The organism is Mesorhizobium sp. CNPSo 4689 (assembly GCF_057784325.1).
On record NZ_JBWLUZ010000009.1, the window covers coordinates 124149 to 143065 of the forward strand.

The following is an 18917-nucleotide window of genomic DNA, read 5'->3' on the forward strand; positions in this document are numbered from 1 at the left end:
GCTCAGACAATGGTGTAGCCGCCGTCGACCAGGAGGTCGGCGCCGTTGATCATGTCGGCGCCGTTCGACGCCAGGAACACGGCTGCCGCGGCGATCTCCTGCGGAAAGGCGAAGCGCCCGGTCGGAATGCGCTGCTTCAGCGCCTCGCCGCGCGGGTTGTCCCAGGCCTTCCTGCCGAGGTCGGTGAGAACGACCGTCGGCGAGATCGTGTTGACCGTGATGCCGTGCTTGCCCCATTCGGCCGCGAGCGTCTTCGACAGGCCGATGACGCCGAATTTCGAGGCGCAATAGGCGGCATGCTGGTCGATCGCGACGCTGCCGGCCTGCGAGGCCATGTTGATGATCTTGCCGCCCTTGCCGGCCTTGATCAGGGCGCGCCCGGCAGCCTGGCAGACAAGGAACGTTCCCTTGAGATTGATGTCGATCGTCTTGTCCCAGGCGTCGAGGGTGAGTTCCTCGGCGGCAGCAAGGATGGCGACGCCGGCGCTGTTGACGACGATGTCGATTTGGCCGAAAGCCGCTTGCGCCGCGGCGAACACCGCCTCCACGGACCTTGGATCGGCCACGTCGCAGACGAAGGATTTCGCGCCGTTGCCGAGTTCGTCGGCCTTCGCCCGCGCAACCGATTCATTGATATCGATCACGCCGACGACGGCCCCTTTCGCGGCAAATGCCGATGCAATGGCACTGCCGATGCCTGAGGCGCCGCCGGTGACCAGGGCGACCTTGCCGCCCAGCGAAAAATTGAGATCGACGTCTATTGAATCTGAATCGGTCATGGTTTTCTTCTTCCAGTCCTGGTGGAAAGTGGGGCGGGCGGTCAGCCCGCCCCACGGGTGTATCACTTGCGCGTCGCCAGCAGCTGGTCGACGTTTTCAGCCGTCACGGGCGTCCACGGGACATTGTAGATCTTCTCCTTGCCGTCGTTCCACGGCATGTCCTTGTAGGTTGTCCAGATGTCAGACTGAGGCTTGTAGTCACCCTTCTTGGCATTGAAGATTGCGAGGTCGAGCGCGCCTTGAGCCTGGGCGCGCGCGTCCTGGAGGATCGAGGTCATCTCGCCGGCCTTGACGGCGTGGAGGGCGTCGGTGATGCCGTCGATGCCGGCAATGGCGAAACTCTTGACGTCAAGGCCAGCGGCCTTGATCGCCTCGATTGCACCGAGGGCCATTTCGTCGTTCTGGCCGATCACGCCGTTTATCTGCTTCGGGTGGGCCGTCAGCCAGTTTTCCATCAGCGTCTGGGCTTCGGCGCGCGACCAGTTGGCCGTCTGGTCTTCGAGCACCTTGACGTCAGGGCATTCGGCAAGCGCCTTCTTGTTGCCTTCGAGGCGCGAGATCTGCGCGGACTGACCGACCGGCCCTTCGAGGATGACGACGTTGCCTTTGCAGCCGATCTTGTCGAGCACGGTTTTGGCTTCCATGTAGCCCGAGATCGTGTCGTCTGATCCGACATAGGAGGTCAGCAGATCGGAATTGACGCGGGTGTTCGAGCCGATGACCGGAATGCCGGCGTCGGCGGCCGACTGTACGGCGGCAGCGCCGGCGTCGACGTCGATCGGCGCGAAGATGATCGCATTGTATTTCTGCGTGACCATCGTCTTGAACTGATCCTGCTGGACCAGCGCATCATAGCGGCCGTCAAACACCGTCAGCTCGACTTCACCGCTCTTGACGGCCGGGTGCTCCTGAAGCGCCGCCGCCCAGATCTGCATGAATTCCGCATTCAAGCCGTAGGGTGCCGCACCTATCTTGATCTTTTCCTGCGCCATCGCAGACGAGGCCAGCAGCGCGGTCGCGGATGCGAGCGCAATCATCCATCTTTTCATTTTGTTACCTCCACTTGAGTGAGCGACCGACATGGTTCGCCTTTCAACGGACGCGCGTGATGCAGGTCCGGTGCCTGAAGGGGCTGTCGAGCATCGATATTGCCAAGGCGGAATCCGCTTTGGATCCAAAACGCTAAGCCCCGTAGTTCCTCTTCTGGTCGAGCATCACGGCGCCAACGATCAGGGCGCCCTTGAGCACTTGCTGGTAGTAGGATTGGATACCCATGAGATCGAGGCCGTTGTTCATGACGCCGATGATCAGCGCCCCGATCAATGTGCCGGTGACCCGGCCGACGCCTCCGGAAAGACTGGTTCCACCGATCACCACCGCCGCGATCGCATCGAGTTCATAGGCGATGCCGGCCTGCGGAAGTGCCGAACCGGTGCGCGCGCTGAGCAGCATTCCGGCGAAACCGGCAAGCCCGCCGGAGATGACGTAGACGACGAACTGGATGCGGGTGATGTTGATGCCCGAGGTCCTGGCCGCATGCGGGTTGCCGCCGACGGCATAGATGTAGCGGCCGAAACGGGTCCGGTTGAGGATCCACCACGAAACGGCGAACACGATCGCGAGAATGATGACCGGCGCGGGTATGCCAAAGACGTCGCCCGTGCCGATCCAGCGGAAGGCCGGCGTTAGCGCGGGGACGGGACGGCCCCCACCATAGATCAGGGTCAGCCCGCGCGCGGCCGAGAGCATGCCCAGCGTCGTCACGAAGGCCGGCACCGAAAACCGCGACACGATCAGGCCGGAGACGGCGCCGCAGGCGATGCCGACCAGCAGGCCGATGCCGATCCCCAGCGCGACGGGATAGGGCGCGCCGGAAATTCCGGCGGTCGCGGAGCTGGTGACGAAACTGGCGCTGACGATGCCGGCAAGCGCGACAACAGAGCCGACGGAGAGATCGATGCCGCGGGTCAGGATGACGAAGGTCATGCCGATGGCGAGGACGCCGTTGATCGACGTCTGCAGCAGCACGTTCGAGATGTTGCCGGCGGTCAGGAAGAACTCGTTCGAGACCGACAGAACCGCCACCAGGATCAGGAAGGCGAGGAAGATGCCATACTCCTGGACCAACAGCCGGCGCTGCTCGGAACCCAGCCAGCCCTTTGCCTTCTTGTCGTCGCCAACCGACATTACCGACTCCTCTGCCATTGAGCGAACACCCTGTCCCGGTTCAGGTTGAAAGGTGGACGAGTGATTGGGCATCCGTTTCCTCCCGGCTGAAGATTCCGGCGTTCCTGCCGGCCCGCATCACCATGATCCGGTCCGACATGCCGAGAACTTCGTCGATTTCAGACGAGATCATCACCACGGTGCCGCCGGCGGCGGCGAAGTCGCTGATGATCCGATAGATTTCACGCTTGGCGCCGACGTCGACGCCGCGGGTCGGCTCGTCCAGCAGCAGGACTTTCGGGTTGCGCAGGAACCATTTGCCGAGCACCACCTTTTGCTGGTTGCCTCCCGAAAGACCGGAGACCGGCATGGTGTCGCGCTCCGCCTTGATCTGGAACTGATCACGCATGTCGCGGCTTGCCCGCGCCTCGCGAGCCCGGTCCATGCCAAAGGCGGGGCTCATTTCCGGCAGGCTCGCCATGCAGATGTTTGCCCGCACGGAATCGGAGAGATTAAGGCCGGTCAGCTTGCGGTCTTCGGTGACCAGTGCCAGGCCAAGCGCCATGGCGTCCGCCGGCTTGGAGATGGTGACCTCGGCGCCGTCGACCGCAACACGTCCCGCCGACGGTTTATCGAGCCCGAACAGGCAGTTGAAGATTTCCGTTCGCCCGGCGCCCATCAGGCCGTAAATGCCGAAGATCTCGCCCTTGCGAGCCGAGAAGGAGATGTCCTCGATCTTGTTCGGGCAGGAGAGCGCGGCGACCTCGATGCCGGTTTGCGGCGTCGGCACGTTGGTTTTGAGGTACTCCTCCGACAGCTCGCGCCCGACGATCATACGGATGAGGCCGGGCCGGTCGATTTCGGCAAGCGCCCCGCTGCCGACATAGGCGCCGTCGCGAAAGACCGTGTAGGAATCGGCGATCTGGAAAATCTCCGACAGGCGGTGGGAAACATAGACGATGCCGCGCCCTTGCGCCTGCAGCCGGCGGATCGCGTCGAAGAGGTGTTGGGCCTCGCGCTCGCCGATCGCCGACGTCGGCTCATCCATGAAGATGACCTCCGCGTCGTGGCTGAGCGCCTTGGCGATCTCGACCAGCTGCATCTGCGCGACCGAGAGGTTCATCATGTAGCTTGTGGCGCGAATATCGAATTCGAGATCGTCCAGCAGCTTTTGCGCCGACCGGTTCATGGCCCGGAAATCGATGCCGCCGAAGCGCGCCTTGGGCTCGCGGCCGAGATAGATGTTTTCGGCGACCGTCATATGGGGAACGGGGCTGAGTTCTTGTTCGATGATGGCAATGCCCGAGGCCAGTGCGTCGGCCGGGCTTGCGAATTCCACCTCCTTGCCGCGCCGGCGGATGGCGCCGGCATCGCGTTTGAAGATGCCCATCAGGATCTTGAGGAAGGTCGATTTGCCGGCGCCGTTGCCGCCGCAGAGTGCATGAACCGTGCCGGCTCGAAGCTGAAAGCGGCCGTCGCGCAAGGCGGCGACGCCACCAAAGGACTTTTTCAGCCCCTCCACCTCGAGCAAAAGCTCCACGCCGTTCTCCTCCCACGCATTCGGCAACCCAGTTTGGGGTGATCGACACCGGACCTGCCCGTCTCCAAATGTCGATGCTGACAATAGTCAGTTCATGATCGACAAATGTCAAGTGATTGATTTTGCAATGCCTGGATTGACGGTTTTCCGCTGCGCGTCCAACCTCATTGGCAAGCGTATTTCATGCAGCGCTGACCAAGGCTCTGCCCCAAGGCAGGACGCCGGGAGCAAGGCTTCTTCCAGGACATCCAGACCCTATGACGCGACCGTTGGAACAGCTTCTTTCCCAGCTCCATGCGCGGTTCGACACCGCTTCTGTCCTGGTTGGTGATGCGGTCGATCCGCGTTACAGCGACGACCTTTCCGGAAAGAATGGAGTGCGCCCGGAACTCGTCCTGCGTCCGCGCACCACGACGGAGGTGGCCGAGATGCTGCGGCTCTGCAACGGCATCGGACAGCCGCTCGTCGTCCATGGCGGCCGCACTGGCCTTGCCGGTGCGGCGCGCGTCGAGCCGGGCGAGGCGGTTCTGTCGTTGGAGCGGATGACGGCGATCGAGGCGCCCGACCGCGAGGCGGCGACGATCGTCGCCGAAGCCGGCGTGCCGCTGCAGGTGGTTCAGGACGCTGCCGATGCAGCCGGCCTGCTGTTCGGCGTCGATATCGGGGCGCGGGGAACGGCCACCGTCGGCGGCAATGTCGCCACCAATGCCGGCGGCATTCGCGTGCTGCGCTACGGCATGTACCGCGCGCAGGTTCTGGGTCTGGAAGCGGTGCTGGCCGATGGGTCGATCCTGACCTCGCTCAAGGGCCTGCCCAAGGACAATTCCGGTTACGATCTCAACCAGCTTTTTATCGGCAGCGAAGGCACGCTGGGCGTGGTCACGCGCGCCTGCCTGCGGCTGCACCCGAAGCCGGCCACGGAGGTCAACGCCTTCTGCGCGCTGGCCTCGCTGGAAGCGGCAATCGCTCTGCTCGGGCTGCTCAGGCAACGGCTCGGGCCGTTGCTGTCGGCTTACGAGGTGAACTTTTCGCCGCTCTACGGCGCCATGGTCGCCGGCATGCAGGCGCCGGCGCCGCTGCCTGCCGGTTCGCCCGTCTATGTGCTGGCCGAGATACAGGGCACCGAGCCGGACCGGGACGGCGAGCGGTTCGCCGCGGTGCTGATGCAGGCCGTCGAGGAGGGCGTGATCGACGACGTGGTCGTCTCGCAGTCGCCGCGCGAATTCCGCGCGCTGTGGGACGTGCGGGAAGACGCCAACCGCTTCCTGTTTTCGATCGAGGGCCTGGTCGGCGTCGACATCAGCATCCCGCTGGCGCGGATGGCAGCGTTCCTTCGAGATGCGGAAGCGGCGATCCGCACTGCTGACCACAATGCCGAGATCTACGTCTTCGGCCATCTCGGCGACGGCAATCTCCACTATCAGGTGCAGACCAGCGAGCCGGCATTGGCCTATGACATCATCTATCGGGGCGTGGCCGCCGCCGGCGGCGCCGTCTCGGCCGAACACGGCATCGGCCTCGACAAGAAGAAGTGGCTGCACCTGGTGCGCAGCGAGGCCGAGATCGCCGCCATGCGGCGCCTGAAGTCGGCCTTCGACCCGAACAACATCCTCAATCCCGGGCGGATATTCGACGCCGCGCCCCGAGGTCTCTAACCCCGTCAGATCGAGCATCGGAGAGTTCTACTCGGGGCATATCTTCGATGAGGCCGGTGGCCGGTCTCCCGGCGAAGCATCGCATCGTCCTGGCGGTGGCGCGGCTGGTGTTCACCATTCGCCACCCGTGTACGCTCGAACCCGTCGACATCATTGCGGACAGCTCGGCTCTGAGCTAATTTAGAGCCTGATCAGACGAGGAATGTGCCCGCTGTCGCGACGGCTTTTCTCTCTCTTTTTCTGTCTCGGCAGACTGTGACCTCTTTAACAGACCTCGATGCCGCAAGCTGCATTCTTGTGGTCTCCAGGTAATAGCAGTTAAGGAATCTGCCATGCTCCGATGCTGCGCGTTCATTGCAGCCTTGATCCTCGCGGGCTTCACGGCGTTCGAAGCTAACGCCGATCGAAGGGTTGCCTTTGTCATCGGCAATTCCGATTACCGGAACATTCCGGCGCTGAAGAACCCGGACAAGGATGCCGAGGACGTATCCAAAACGTTTCGGCTGGCCGGTTTCGAGGTCTTCGTCGCCAAGGATCTTACCAAGCTTCAATTCGAGGAGCAGTTTCGCAACTATCTCTCGGCGGCGGACGGCTCGGATCTGTCGGTCGTCTACTATTCAGGACATGGTTTTCAGGTCGGTGGCGAAAATTTCCTGATCCCGGTCGATGCCTCGTTGAAAAAGGCGGCGGACATCGAGGTTCAGGCCATCAAGCTCAACGATGTGCTGGAGCAGTTGCGTTCGAAGTCGAAGATCCAGGTGATCATCCTCGATGCCTGCCGCAACAATCCATTTCCGCGCAAGGATTACTGGCTGCGAGACCAACTTCTCACCGCAGGGAATACCGGCCTTGCGCAGGTGCGAAGCTCGCTGAACACCTTGATTGCCTTTGCCACCGAACCCGGGGCGGTCGCCTATGACGGCACCGGCGACCTCAGTCCGTTCTCGGCAGCGTTCTCGCGTCGCGCGCTCGCGCCGAACCAGGAGATTCGCACGGTCATGGCGGCGGTGCGCCGGGATGTGGTCGAGGCCACGAAAGGCGTGCAGGTTCCCTGGGAGAACTCGTCGCTGATCGACGAAGTCGTGTTCATGCGCCGCAGCAATCGCCCATCGCTGCCGCCGGTGCTGGAGAAGGTCGTGCTGTCGGGGGTCGGCCCGGTCGATCTCGGCCTGCCGGAACCAGTCGATGTCGACGGCGGAACAATCACCGTGAGTATTGAGAGACCCCCCGCGCTCGGGCGCCTGATGCTGGACGGCAAGCCTGTCGAGGCGGGCGAGCCCATCCAGGGCAGGGACCTGCCACGCCTGAAGATGGATGTCCCCAAGGGAGTCGCCACGCAGGACGAGGTGGACATGCTGGCCTATGCCACGCATGACAATTGGGGCGGCCAATCCCAGGGCATATTGGTGTTCCGCGTCAAAAGCGGCGAAGGCGCCGAGGGCCAGCAGGTCATGGCTTCGCTCGAGGCCGAGCAGAAGCAGCAGGTGCTGGAGCGCGGCATTCACATCACCGGTGCGGCCGAGGCGATCGAAAACCGCGACATCGATGTTCCCGTGGGCGTGGGCCCGGTTGCACTGAACCTGGATTTCCCGACCGACGATCCGGCGGTCAGCCTGAAGGTTTCGGGGTATCCGGCAACGGGAACGCTCTCGCTGCCGGATCGAACCCTGTCGCCCGAATCGAGCCTGGTGGCCGGTGAAGTCGACCATTTGCGCTACGAACCCCAGATCGGCGCCGGCGCGCCGGTCACGGTCGGCTTCGAGATCCGGGCGGACGCCAGCTCGTCCAAGCCCGCCACGATGAAATTGTCGCCGACGGTCGACCCCTGCGATACCGCCGCCGGAGAACCGCTCGACCTGCAGGGCGTCGTGCCCGGCCTGCTGCCGAATGAAATCGGCGCCAAGGCGGTGGAGGTCTGCGAGGCCGCGGTAAAGGCCTATCCGGATGTGCCGCGCTTCCGCTACGAACTGGGGCGCGCGCTGCTTGCGGCCGGCAAGGTCGAGGAAGCGAAGACGGCCGTCGAGGAGGCCGCCAAGAAGGGACATGTGCGCGCCGTGTTCGAGCTCGGCTACTTGTATGCGACCGGAACCGGAATGGCCATCGACCGCACGCAAGCCAATGCCCTCTACAAGGCGGCGGCCGACAAGGGCGATCCCTATGGCATGACGTCCTGGGGCCGCGCCCTGTTCAATGGCTATGGCGTCAAGCCCGATACGGCCAAGGGCCTGGACCTGCTGCTCAAGGCGGCGGCGATGGGGCATACCTACGCCATGAACGATCTCGCCGCGATCTTCACCGAGGGCCGCAACGGCGTGACCGCCGATGCGGCTCGTGCCGTCGCCTTCCTGGAGGCCGGCGTGCAGCGGCAGGACATGTATTCGATGAACCTGCTCGGCCGCAATTACCTCAGCGGTCAGGGCGTGGAGAAAGACCCGAAGCAGGCGCAGGCGCTTTTCCAGAAGGCGATGGACCTTGGCCAGCCATACGCTCCGGCCAGCCTTGCGCGCATGTACCGCGATGGCGTCGGCGTGGAGCAGGATCTCGCCGAAGCGCAAAGACTGTTCGAGCTGGCAACCGCGCGCGGCGACCAGTCCGGTGCCTATGACCGCGCGGCTCTCGAAATGCAGAAGGGCGACAGCGCCGATCAGGCCGTCGCCGTGCGTTTCCTTGCATTCGCGGTCGCGCTCGATCTGCGCAAGGAGTTGCCGGACGCTCCGAAGGTATTGGCGCAATTCGGAGAGAAGCCGAAAACGGCGGCGCTGAAAGAGCTGCGCCAGGAACTCAAGTCGAAGATTCCCGCGGCCGGTTCGCTGGACGCACAACTGGTCAAGGTGGCCAGGCGAGTCTGGGAAGAAGCCAATCCGCGTCGGGACGTGTTTTGATCAACTGGGAGGCAATGGTGGGCAGGACATTGAAGCAGGCAATCATCGGCACAATTCTGTCCGGCTTTATGGCCGGGCTCATGGGCTGCACGTCCTTGATGCCCCAGCCTGAACCGACACCGTTGGTGGCGAAGCCCCAGCCGAAGGTCGTTCGCGCGGTGCCGCCGCCAAAGGTCTTGAAGAAGAAAAAGGTCACCACCGTGGCCGAACCGGTTGAGGAGGTCCAGCCGGTTGAAGCAGCCCCTGTAAAGCCGCCTGTCTTTCCCACTGCGGGTGGAGGTGGAGGTGGAGGCGGAAGCGGAGGCGGAAGCAGCGGTGGCGGCGGCTGGGGAGGTTGATCAGTAGGTGTTAGCGGGCAGGCGTTTCCGCCGCGGGCTAATACGTATCCGCCGATTGGTGCAGCGCTTCGATTTCCGCCATCTGGATGCCCATCTCGACAAAGGCGGAGAGAACGGCAAAACGCTCATCGAGCGCGACGCGCGCCAGTCCGGCCAGAACTCCTGCGTTGACGGCATGGGCGGCTGGGAAGGGTTGCAGGTCCGCTGCCGGGTTTGTGGCCGCCGGGCCGATATCATCCCATCCCGCGGCCAGGGCGATCCAGCCGCCCGGCGTCACCGGCTGCGTTGCGGCGGCCGTGCTCACCGCCGCGCGATGGTGAGGACTGTCGGGTTCGCCGACCCGATCGCGAACCAATGCGAGCAGTTCCTGGTCATTGCCGTCGAGCAGTTCGGTCAAATGGCTCAGGCACTCATGCGCCCACCAGAGTGCGGCCCGCTCGGGAAGCAGATAGGCGCAGAACGTGATCGCCTCCTCCGGCACGCGGCCGGCGAGCAGGGCGCGGCAGAACTCGATCGAAGCCTGTTCGGTCGGCGCCGTGCGCATGTCCCTAGCGATAGCGGGACAAGCCATGAAAAGATCCCGTGCCGTTCTGAATCGGAGCCCGTTGGCCATGGCCGCCACGCTTTCCCCCAGGGAATATCCGCCACTCAAGCGCCCGGCGAGGCGCGGGTCAAGTCTCTCCTTTGGCTAGGCCGCGGCCGGCCGGCCGCGTGCGTTTGTTCACAGACAATCGCCGCAAGATTTGGTATAGTCCGCGGCTGGCAAAATCGGATGCTCAGACAGGAGTAACCGCAATGAATTTCGGCAGTTCAGCCCTCGTGTTGGCGGTCGTGGTTTTTGCGACCCACGCCTCCGCCGATCCAACGCAGAAATCGGAAGACATCGTGAAGTTCTTTGCCGGAGCCGGCGATCTCGGCGCGGCGCGCGGCATCTGCGTCGGCACCGAGGAAGAGTGCAGCAGCAAGAGCGAGACGAACAAGGCGCCGGCCAAGAAATCCAGCCTCGACATGCTGATCAATTTCGGACTGGATTCCGCCGAGCTCGACGCGACCGCCCGCTCCGAGCTCGACGAGTTCGCCAAAGCGCTGAAAGACAGCCGGTTGAGCACACTCAGCTTCGTCGTCGAAGGTTACACCGATGCCTCCGGCTCGGCCCGCTACAATGAGGGACTGTCGCAACGAAGGGCAAAATCGGTGACCGCCTTCCTGACATCCAGCGGTGTCGAGGCAGCCCGCATCAAGGCGATTGGCATGGGCGAAAACAATCCGCGCGCCCCCAATCCCTATGATCCGCTCAACCGGCGGGTGGAGATGCGCATAAGCGCGCAATAGCCAACAGCCCCGGCAATGTATCGCGCCGGGGCTGCCGAAAAGGCTCCAGAGGCCGGTCCGTCAGTTCTTGTTGAGCGCGCCGCCGACAGCCACGCCGGTGCCGAAGATCAGCGCCTTGGTCAGGAAGTCGTTGTTGTTCTCAGGCGGCGGGGAGTCTTCCCGCCCGACCAAGGTATCGCGGTTGGCGCGCTTCCTCTGCACGACCTGCTGTTGTTTCTTGCGGGGCTTCTGTGCCACCGGCTTTTGCGCGCGGGCCTTCTGCACCGACTGCTTCTTCGGCGGTGCCGGACGAACCTGATCGGCGGCGTGCCTGGCGCGCACAGCGTCCATCATCGGGTCTGTCTGGATGACCAGGAACGCCAGTTGCTCGCGCGTCAGGAAGGTTGTCGGCGGCAGACCGTTCTTCTCCTGCCAGTCGCCGATCGCCTGGCGGGTCTTGGGCCCGATGTTTCCGTCGACGCGACCAAGTTCGTTGCCCAGCGCTTCGACGCGCAACTGCAGGTCGATGCGACCCTCGCGGTCGAGACCGATGGCGCTTTCCGTCAGCTCGGAACCGAGCGCCTGCTTCATGTCGTCCGAAATGCCGACCGATGTGCGCACGGCAGAGCCGGAGTTGGCGTTTTCCTCGTCCGTATCGACTGCCGCCACCTGCCGGTCTTCGGCTTTGGGGTCGTTCAGTTCATCGATGCTCAGCCGCGCCACGGTGGCGAAGCGGCCGCTTGGAAACTGCTCGAGATAGGCTTCGTAGAACGGCACCGAGTTGCGCTTGGAGGCTTCATCCCAGAGGCGCTGCTCGACCTCCCAGGACGGAGGCTCACCAACCACCAGGGCGGGAGCGGCTGCCGCCGCGGCACCGGCTGCGTCGGTGGCTGGCTTTGCCGCAGGCGCCGCCACGACGGGTTTGCCAATGAAGACCTCGCGCCCCAGCGACGCGTTATGCCACGGGCGCTGGCGACCTTTGGTGGTCTCGGTCACTTCGCCGCGCACGCGCGTCAGTGCGCTCTGGATCTCAATGCCTGGCTCGGTCAGGTGCCTGGCGAGCGCGGTGGAGTAGGGACTGTTGACGCCGTTGCCGTCGAAGGCGATGGCGCCCGGATCCGTTGCGTAGGCAATCAGGATGCCGCCGGTGCCGACGCCTTCCGATCTTGCTTCGATCGGCGCCAGGCCTGAGCCCAGCGAGCGCGACTTCGGCAGCGAGGCAGCCAGCGTCCTGGCGAGCGGATTGTCGCGGCAGGCATCGAGGATGATGACGCCGACCGCAGGGTCGGACGGCAATGCCGCCATGAACTCGTCGATCTGGACGGTACGGGTCTTGAGATAGGCGGGCGATGTCAGCTCGGCGTCGACCGGAATGAGGAAATTCTTGCCGTCGACCTGCATGCCGTGGCCGGCATAGAAAATGACGGCAAGGTCAGCGTCGTAGGATTGCTCGGTGAACCGGCTGATCAGGCTGTGCATGCCGGCGTTGTCCTGATCCACCCCCTCGATCACCTCGAAGCCGGCATTGCGCAGGGTCGATGCAATGAGGTGGGCATCGTTGGCGGGATTGGGCAAGGCAACCGCGTGGACGTATTTGCTGTTGCCGATCACCAGCGCCACGCGTTTGGCGTCGGGCGCGGCAGCATCGGGTGCTGCAGCCTGGGCGCCAAGCGAGGCAAGGACAAACAGGATAATTCCGCTCACAAGGACGGCGAACGCTTTCATGGATCAGCCCTCCGCCCCACTGGGGCGCGCTATTGATGTCTGCGCATGCTAAACTTTCACTAGCGACACAGTCGCTTCTGCCAAAACGGCTCTTGAGCGTATGTGACCTCGACCACAGTTTTGGTTCACAAAGAGCCCGAAAAAAGTTCGTTATTGTAACACTTGGCGGCAGGAACACCAACGATGACGGCGAAACGCTGCAAGCGGCAGGCTCAAAGCGTCTTCTGAATCGAGCCTATGAGGGCCGTGACAGCCTGCTTGTATTTTTCGAACTCCGGCGATGTCTGCCGGATTTCCACCGTGGTCGTTCCCTGGCCCGTCCCGGTCGGCGGCGGGAGCTTGCGTCCCATTTTCCTTTCGGCCCAGTCGACGACGTAACTGGCGGACTTGCCGGTGAGGAACGGGTTGGCCTGGATGACGGCCGACCCGAGCACGGCGCTCAATTGCGACGACCCCGGCGCCGCCAACACCTGATGCGCGCCTTCCATGCCGAGGAAATGGCAAAGGTAGAGCCGGCCGGCGGTGATCTGGTGGCCGCGGGCCCTGAGATAGGCTTCGCCTTCGCGCGCCAGGTTGCGCACCATCTCGCGCGAAAGCGTGGCGTCGTAGCGCAGCGCAAGCAGATCGGCGGTCGACAGCGTGCGGGCGAGATCGGGACGGTAGGTGTTCATCATCCTGATCCAGGTCTTTGATATGAACTGGCCGGCGCCGGTTGCCGAGGACAGCGGATTCTTGGCGCGGGCACTGCCGCCGCTTTCGACATGGACGATGCGGTCGGTCAGCGTTTCGACGGCAGGATCGCTCGTTGTGGCGATCGCCGCGGTCACTGTGCCGAGCGGATCGATCGCCTGGCCGTTCTGATAGAGTTCGAAATGCAGATGCGGTCCGGTCGAGAGACCTGTGGTGCCGATATAGCCGATGATGTCGCCGGCCTTCACCTTGGTGCCGACACCGCTGGCGATCGCGAATTTCTGCATATGCGCGTAGCGCGTCTCGCGCCCGTTGCCGCTCGCGATCTTCACCAGATTGCCGTAGCCGCCGCCGTCGCCCTGGAAGCTGATCTCGCCATCGAAGGCGGCGGCGATCGGCGTCCCCACGGGGGCTGCCCAATCGACGCCCTTGTGGATGCGAACCACGCCCAGAATTGGGTGCTTGCGTGGGCCGAAGGTCGAGGTCATGACGCCGTTGACCGGCGTCACCATGCCGTTGGTGACCGTCAGCGAGCGCACCTGATCGTCGCCGCCGACGCAGGCGAACTGGCCGTCGCTCTGCTGGAAGACGAAACAGTCGAGGCTTTTTTCCGTACCTTGCACACCGACATACAAGACCCGCCCGTCGGTCTCACTCTTGCCGCGCGGCGTCTGCGAATAGATCAGAACCAGACGCTGGTCCTCGCTGGCGAAGGCATCCAGGTCCTGTCCTCGCGACAGATACATGATCGCTTCGCCGATCACGCCGGTCGGAACCTTGTTGCGCGCGGCCGTCGAATAGATTGCGTCGAGCAGGCGATACTGCCGTTTGTGCGTGCCTTCCTCCTGTGCCCCCGAATAATTGAACAGATCTTCGCGCACCCAGGGGTCGACACCCGATACGAACGCCCCCGCCGCGCTGCGCGTCAGCGTGCCGACAAAGACATTCTTGGCGTAGATCGAAACCTGCATCAGCGACATCGTCGCCGTCTCGCGCGTCGGCCTGAAACCGCGCATGGCGACGACATAGCCCGGTTCCAGGCCGTCGCGGTTGAACAGGCTTTTGAGGGCTTCTCCCGCCTGCCTGGCATCCTCGGCGGAGAAATGCGCGTCGAGCGCAACGCTGTCCAGGCTGCGGTCGTTGAGGATCTTCACGAATGTGTCTTCGGTTGCCTCGAAGCGCTGGTACTCGCTGGTGACGGTCGCGACGCTGGTGTTGTTTTCGATCTGGGTCTTCTGGAACGCGGGAAGGGCGACCTCGCCGGCATCGATCGTTTCGCCCCAACCGGCTTCGGGATCGTCGGCATCAGCCTGCGGCTGCGCAGTTGCCGGCGTCTCGCCCGCTGCCGGCGATGGCTGAAGCTCGTTCTGCAGGTCGCTGGCTGGCGCGTCGCTGGACGGCACGTCGCCGGACGGCGGCGGCGCGGTCTGCCGCTGCGCCTGGAAGAATGCGAAATCCTCTTGCGTCGACGGTATGGTGGTCATGAATTTCTCGCTGGCGCTGAGCATCACGTCCGACAGGATCTCGATCTGCGGAGAGACGCCGGCCTGATCGAGTTCCGCCGGCCGCGCAATCGACTGGGCCTTCGACGAGGTGTCGGCGTCGGGGGCAAGAGTGATCCACATCGGGTCCCCGGCAAGATCGATGATGGCGGGCACGTAGACCGACGCGTCGGCCGGCACGTCGTCGGCGCCTTCGACGGCGTGCAGGTCCTCGTCCTCGTCGCCGAAGGACCAATAGTCCGCGGTGAGATAGAAGCCGACGCCCAACGAAATCACCGCAAGGACCGCGAGACCGGCAGCGAGCCTCAACCACAGCCGTCGCCTGCGAAGCGCCAGGCGTGCCTGCTTCTTTGCCTTGAAGCTGGTGTCGATGCTGTGCGTCACGGATTGCGTCCGGTCAGGAAAAACGTCCACCGCGCCTGTTCGAGCGTGTCGACTTCGAGAAAGCCCGCGGCGATATGGCCGCGCTGCCAGCATTCATCGATGCCGCGGATCGAGAAGCGCCGCCGCTCGATGCACATTTCGGTCGACCCGTTCAGGATCGCATGACCGAAGACGTCGGTCGCGTAGATGTAGACGTAGCGGTTGGTCAGCTCCTCGCGGATGACGTTCACGCACTGGTTCGCGCCGATGGTCCACCAGCCGTCGGTCTGGTCGGCATTGTCGACCTTCTGGCCGACGGCGAGATTGACGACATCAAGCGTCTGGTTGCAGACGGTGAATTCGGCGCGCGCGGGATTGGATGACAGGATGGCCAGCAGTGCCGCGCCCAGGATCACGGCAAGCTTCATGCGACCCGTCAGCAGCGCTCTATCTCTTTGTTTTGACGCAATTCCGGACGGAAAACCGCTACGCACTTTTCCTGGAATTGCTCGATCCCAATCACGCTGTTGCTTGGGCGAGGGGGCGGGCGGGAAGGAAGAACGCATGCGGCGGAGTTCCATCGGGCGCCCATGCTACCCGCCGAGCCGGAAATATTTGGCGGTGGCGGAGAATTCGGATCCGCTGGTCTCGATCTCCTCGAGAATTTTGGGCAGCACCACTGAGGCCGGCGTCGGCGCGGAGAAGGCCGCCGCCTGGATGTCCCGCGGGCCGGTGATCACCAGGATGATCTGCGGCACGGCCTTGCCGGCCGCCTTGTCGGCGGCGCCGAGGCCGATCGGGATCTTGAAGGTCGCTCTGTCCGATTGCACGACCATACGGTCGTCGAGGTTGAAGGCCATGCCCTTGTGGTCGATCAGCAGCACGCTGGAGATCAGGCCGCCATGTGTCACCAGCGTGCCGCCGATCGGGGAGCCGTCCGGCACCGATGTCCGGTCGAGAACGAGCTGCGGCTTGTCGGTGGCGGTCCGGCCTAGAAAGCTCAGGAAACTGGTGATCTCGCACTGGGTTGGTTCGATGAGGCGGACGCTGATGTCAGGCTCGACATGGAACCTCGCCTGAAAGTCTTGCAGCATGCGCTCGAAGGGCTGGACTTCCGTGCCAAAGCCCTCGATCGCTGCGGATTTGTCGGTCGCCGCGGTCAGGGTCGCATAGAAACAGTCGCCGCCGCTGAAGTCGCGCACCCAGGAGGCGCGCAGCGCCATGGCGCCGACGGCCGGCGGCACTTCCGGCTTGGGCACGTTCAAGGCGACATCCGTGTCCGGCGGGTTGGCTACAGGTGGTTCTGCCGGTTGCGCCGGTGCGGTCTTGGCTTCCGGCTGGGCTGTCTCGGGTTCGGGTACTTGCACCGTTGCATTGGGCTTCGCCTGCTGGTTGGCCGGTTGCTCGGGCTTCTGTGTCACCACGATCTCAGGCTGGGGCGGAGGTGCAGCTTTCTCGGCCGGTGCCGGGGCTGGAGCGGTCTTGGCGGGCGGCGGGGCTGGAGCGACCTTGGGTGGCACCACCGTCTCCTGGCTGTCGCGGGTCACGGTCTCCGGCTGGGGTGCCGGCGGCGCTTTTTCGGTTGGCGCCTGTTCGGGCGGCGCTTGTTCGGATGGCGCTTGCGTCTCGGTTGCCGTCGGCTTCGGGGTTTCCTCGACTGGTGGGAGAGGTTCGGCCGGCTGTGCCGGCTCTGGCTTCTGGCCGGCCGCGGCATCTGACGGACTTTCAGCTGGCGGCGCCGGTGTCTGCGCTTGAGGCTCCTCCGGCGGCGTCGGCTTTACCGGTTCCGGCGTGTTGGACGCGCTATCGGTCGGGGCTGGTTTTGGTGCCTCCGGCACCGAAAGCGTTGTCTTGCCGGCAGGCGGTAGCGGCGCCGGCGTCAGGATGCCGCTGAGATAGACGCCTGCCCCCGATACCACGGCCAACGCCGCCACGGCGGCGATCGCGATGTTTCGGGTCGTTTTGGGCTTTGTGGCGACAGGGCGCGCGACCGCGCGTGGGGCGGCCGCCGAAGGTCGCGGTTCGGACAGATGCGCGGGTCGCACGTGCGGAACGAAGCGCTGTTCTCCGGGGGCCCTTGAAGGCTGCTCCTGGGTTCTGGGCCCAGGCGCCAATGTTCCTCCAGCTCGTGGCAAGCCCGGCCGCTCGCGCGGCTTAAGCGAGGCCGGCGGCGCCGTCGCTTCGCTGTCGGTTTCATCGCGAGTCATCCTGGCGATTTCGGCCATGCTGGCCGGCCGGTCGCGCGGATCCGGCTGCAGCATCGCTTCGACAATGTTCCTGAAATCGGCATCGATGTCGGAGAGGTCAGGGACGGTCCGGCGCTTTTCCACGATCTCGAACTGGGAGCCACTCATGTCGATCGGTTTGCCGCGCAGCGCCGCGGCCAGCACCAGTCCCAGGCTGTAGATATCGGACTGCTCGCTGACATCGCCGCTGTAGAGGCCAAGCTGCTCGGGCGAAACGTAGTTGTACTTTCCCGCGAACTTTCCGCCGATCAGCGTCTCGCCGCCCACGGTCGCCGAGCGCGCGATGCCGAAATCGATGATCTTGGCGCGGTCGACCCGGCCGCCCGGCAGGATGATGTTATCGGGAGAGAGGTCGCGGTGAATGGCTCCCGCCTGGTGCACAGCACTTAGGCCGGAGGCGAGGCGATGGCAGAGTTTGCGCACATCCTGCAGCGCCATGGCGCCGCGCCGCATGACATCGAACAGCGATTCACCGTCGACGAACTCCATGGCGAGGTAGGGGCGGCCGATACCGGGATCGATGGTGAAGACGTGATAGCGAACGACCGCGTCATGCGACAAATGATTGAGGATCGACGCTTCCTTCTTGAACAGGGACAGGATCGTCTGGTCGCGGGCGAATTCGGGCAGGACGATCTTGATCGCGACATGGTCGCCGGTCTGGATGTTGTGGCCACGGTAGACCTCGCCCATGCCGCCGAATGCAATGCGCTCGTCGAGTTCGTAGATGCCGCTGAGTTGCGTGCCCACGCCGGTGCTGGTCAGGTTCGGCGAGATTCGCGTCTTGTCGTCGGGGCTCATCAGCCTCTATTCCCCGCTCTGGACCGGTCCGGATGCAGCGTCTGCCCGTTGCGCGCATCTCCGATCTTCACCAGCACGATGGTGACATTGTCCGTTCCGCCGCGCGCCAGCACCGTTTGAAGCAGGCTTTCGCATGCCGCGCGCGGTTTGCTCGACACCGCCGCGGCTTCTATCTCGGCGTCGCTGACATGCGCCGTCAACCCATCCGTGCCCAGCACGAAAATGTCGCCCGGCATGAGCTCGCCTTGCTGGAAATCGATGACGACATCATCGCTGACACCGACCGCATGGGTGATGACATTGCGGCGTGGCCAGGTCAGCGCTTCGGCTTCGCTGATGACGCCGCGGTCGAGAAGCTCCTGAACCTCGGTATGGTCCTTTGAAACCTGCGAGATCGAGGCGTTGCGGATCAGATAGATACGGCTGTCGCCTGCCCACAGGCAGGCAAAGCGCCCATCCATCGCCAGAAGGGCGGCGAAGGTCGAACCGATGGTTATGCCGCGCGTTCGCGATATCCGGCGGATTTCGGCATTGGCCCGGCTCAGCCTGTCCTCGAAGCGTGCGCGAAGGTCGGGCGCCGAGCTGGCTATGCCGATCGTTGCCAGATGATCGACGATGCTGGCCGAAGCAACCTCTCCGGCTTCATGTCCACCCATGCCGTCGGCCACCACCCAGAGGCCGGTTTGCGGCTCGACCAGATAGTTGTCCTCATTGTGCTCGCGCACACAACCCTTGTGACTGACGCCGAAGCTTTCAAAGGGAAGGGCGACATTGTTCAATTTGCCACCAAGCGCTTCTCAGGCGTCCTCTGTGGCGCACCGTCGGGCGCTCGCGCGCGCCAGTCTGCCACAAGCGTGAACATTAGAGTACCGAAATCAAGGCCCGTGGGTCCGTGGGCCGGGGAGGGTGTCGTCACAAG

The 18917-nt window shown here is 64.0% G+C and carries 14 protein-coding genes; 3 read left to right on the top strand and 11 right to left on the bottom strand.

The window, feature by feature from the left end:
* Positions 1–2: 2 nt before the first annotated feature.
* From AC04SI_RS15485 to AC04SI_RS15500, 4 genes are all read right to left on the bottom strand, one after another.
* The gene (locus tag AC04SI_RS15485; protein ID WP_488474447.1) at positions 3–779 is read right to left on the bottom strand and encodes an SDR family oxidoreductase; all 777 of its coding nucleotides are present in this window, start codon (positions 777–779) and stop codon (positions 3–5) included.
* Positions 780–841: 62 nt separating this feature from the next.
* The gene (locus AC04SI_RS15490) at positions 842–1828 is read right to left on the bottom strand and encodes a substrate-binding domain-containing protein (RefSeq protein ID WP_404278881.1); all 987 of its coding nucleotides are present in this window, start codon (positions 1826–1828) and stop codon (positions 842–844) included.
* A gap of 133 nt (positions 1829–1961) precedes the next feature.
* Entirely contained in the window at positions 1962–2966 is a 1005-nt protein-coding gene (locus AC04SI_RS15495) for an ABC transporter permease (protein ID WP_006206722.1), read from the bottom strand.
* Positions 2967–3006: 40 nt separating this feature from the next.
* Complete coding sequence (locus tag AC04SI_RS15500; RefSeq protein WP_488474448.1) at positions 3007–4485, bottom strand: sugar ABC transporter ATP-binding protein; 1479 nt, start codon at positions 4483–4485, stop codon at positions 3007–3009.
* Positions 4486–4742: 257 nt separating this feature from the next.
* Here AC04SI_RS15500 and AC04SI_RS15505 point away from each other — a divergent pair, with 257 nt between their 5' ends.
* Together AC04SI_RS15505 and AC04SI_RS15510 are read left to right on the top strand one after the other, a co-directional pair.
* On the top strand, positions 4743–6140 hold the full coding sequence (locus AC04SI_RS15505) for an FAD-binding oxidoreductase (protein ID WP_488474449.1): 1398 nt from the start codon (positions 4743–4745) through the stop codon (positions 6138–6140).
* 332 nt (positions 6141–6472) lie between these two features.
* A complete protein-coding gene (locus AC04SI_RS15510) occupies positions 6473–9022 on the top strand; it encodes a caspase family protein (RefSeq protein WP_488474450.1) in 2550 nt (849 codons plus the stop codon).
* Here AC04SI_RS15510 and AC04SI_RS15515 read toward each other — a convergent pair.
* Both AC04SI_RS15515 and AC04SI_RS15520 read right to left on the bottom strand, forming a co-directional pair.
* Positions 8967–9218 (bottom strand): hypothetical protein, encoded by a 252-nt coding sequence (locus tag AC04SI_RS15515; protein WP_488474451.1) that lies wholly within the window; start codon positions 9216–9218, stop codon positions 8967–8969. The two genes, AC04SI_RS15510 and AC04SI_RS15515, sit on opposite strands and share 56 nt — an antisense overlap.
* A gap of 179 nt (positions 9219–9397) precedes the next feature.
* A complete protein-coding gene (locus AC04SI_RS15520) occupies positions 9398–9904 on the bottom strand; it encodes a DUF6931 family protein (protein ID WP_488474452.1) in 507 nt (168 codons plus the stop codon).
* A gap of 251 nt (positions 9905–10155) precedes the next feature.
* On the opposite strand from AC04SI_RS15520, the gene AC04SI_RS15525 reads away from it, so the two are divergent.
* Positions 10156–10692: an OmpA family protein gene (locus AC04SI_RS15525; RefSeq protein WP_488474453.1), complete on the top strand. Its 537-nt coding sequence runs from the start codon at positions 10156–10158 to the stop codon at positions 10690–10692.
* A 60-nt stretch (positions 10693–10752) separates the two neighbouring features.
* Here the strand turns inward: AC04SI_RS15525 and AC04SI_RS15530 are convergent, their stop codons facing one another.
* The 5 genes from AC04SI_RS15530 to AC04SI_RS15550 form a co-directional block, all read right to left on the bottom strand.
* On the bottom strand, positions 10753–12396 hold the full coding sequence (locus AC04SI_RS15530; RefSeq protein WP_488474454.1) for a caspase family protein: 1644 nt from the start codon (positions 12394–12396) through the stop codon (positions 10753–10755).
* Positions 12397–12608: 212 nt separating this feature from the next.
* Positions 12609–14972, bottom strand: coding sequence for a M23 family metallopeptidase (locus AC04SI_RS15535; protein WP_488474455.1), 2364 nt, complete (start codon positions 14970–14972; stop codon positions 12609–12611).
* Positions 14969–15379: a DUF1036 domain-containing protein gene (locus AC04SI_RS15540; protein ID WP_192182784.1), complete on the bottom strand. Its 411-nt coding sequence runs from the start codon at positions 15377–15379 to the stop codon at positions 14969–14971. The genes AC04SI_RS15535 and AC04SI_RS15540 overlap by 4 nt, the downstream gene beginning before the upstream one ends.
* A 165-nt stretch (positions 15380–15544) precedes the next feature.
* Positions 15545–17998 (bottom strand): serine/threonine-protein kinase, encoded by a 2454-nt coding sequence (locus AC04SI_RS15545; protein ID WP_404278858.1) that lies wholly within the window; start codon positions 17996–17998, stop codon positions 15545–15547.
* On the bottom strand, positions 17998–18777 hold the full coding sequence (locus AC04SI_RS15550) for a PP2C family protein-serine/threonine phosphatase (protein WP_404278855.1): 780 nt from the start codon (positions 18775–18777) through the stop codon (positions 17998–18000). Before AC04SI_RS15550 ends, AC04SI_RS15545 begins: the two co-directional genes overlap by 1 nt.
* Between the last annotated feature and the right edge of the window lie 140 nt (positions 18778–18917).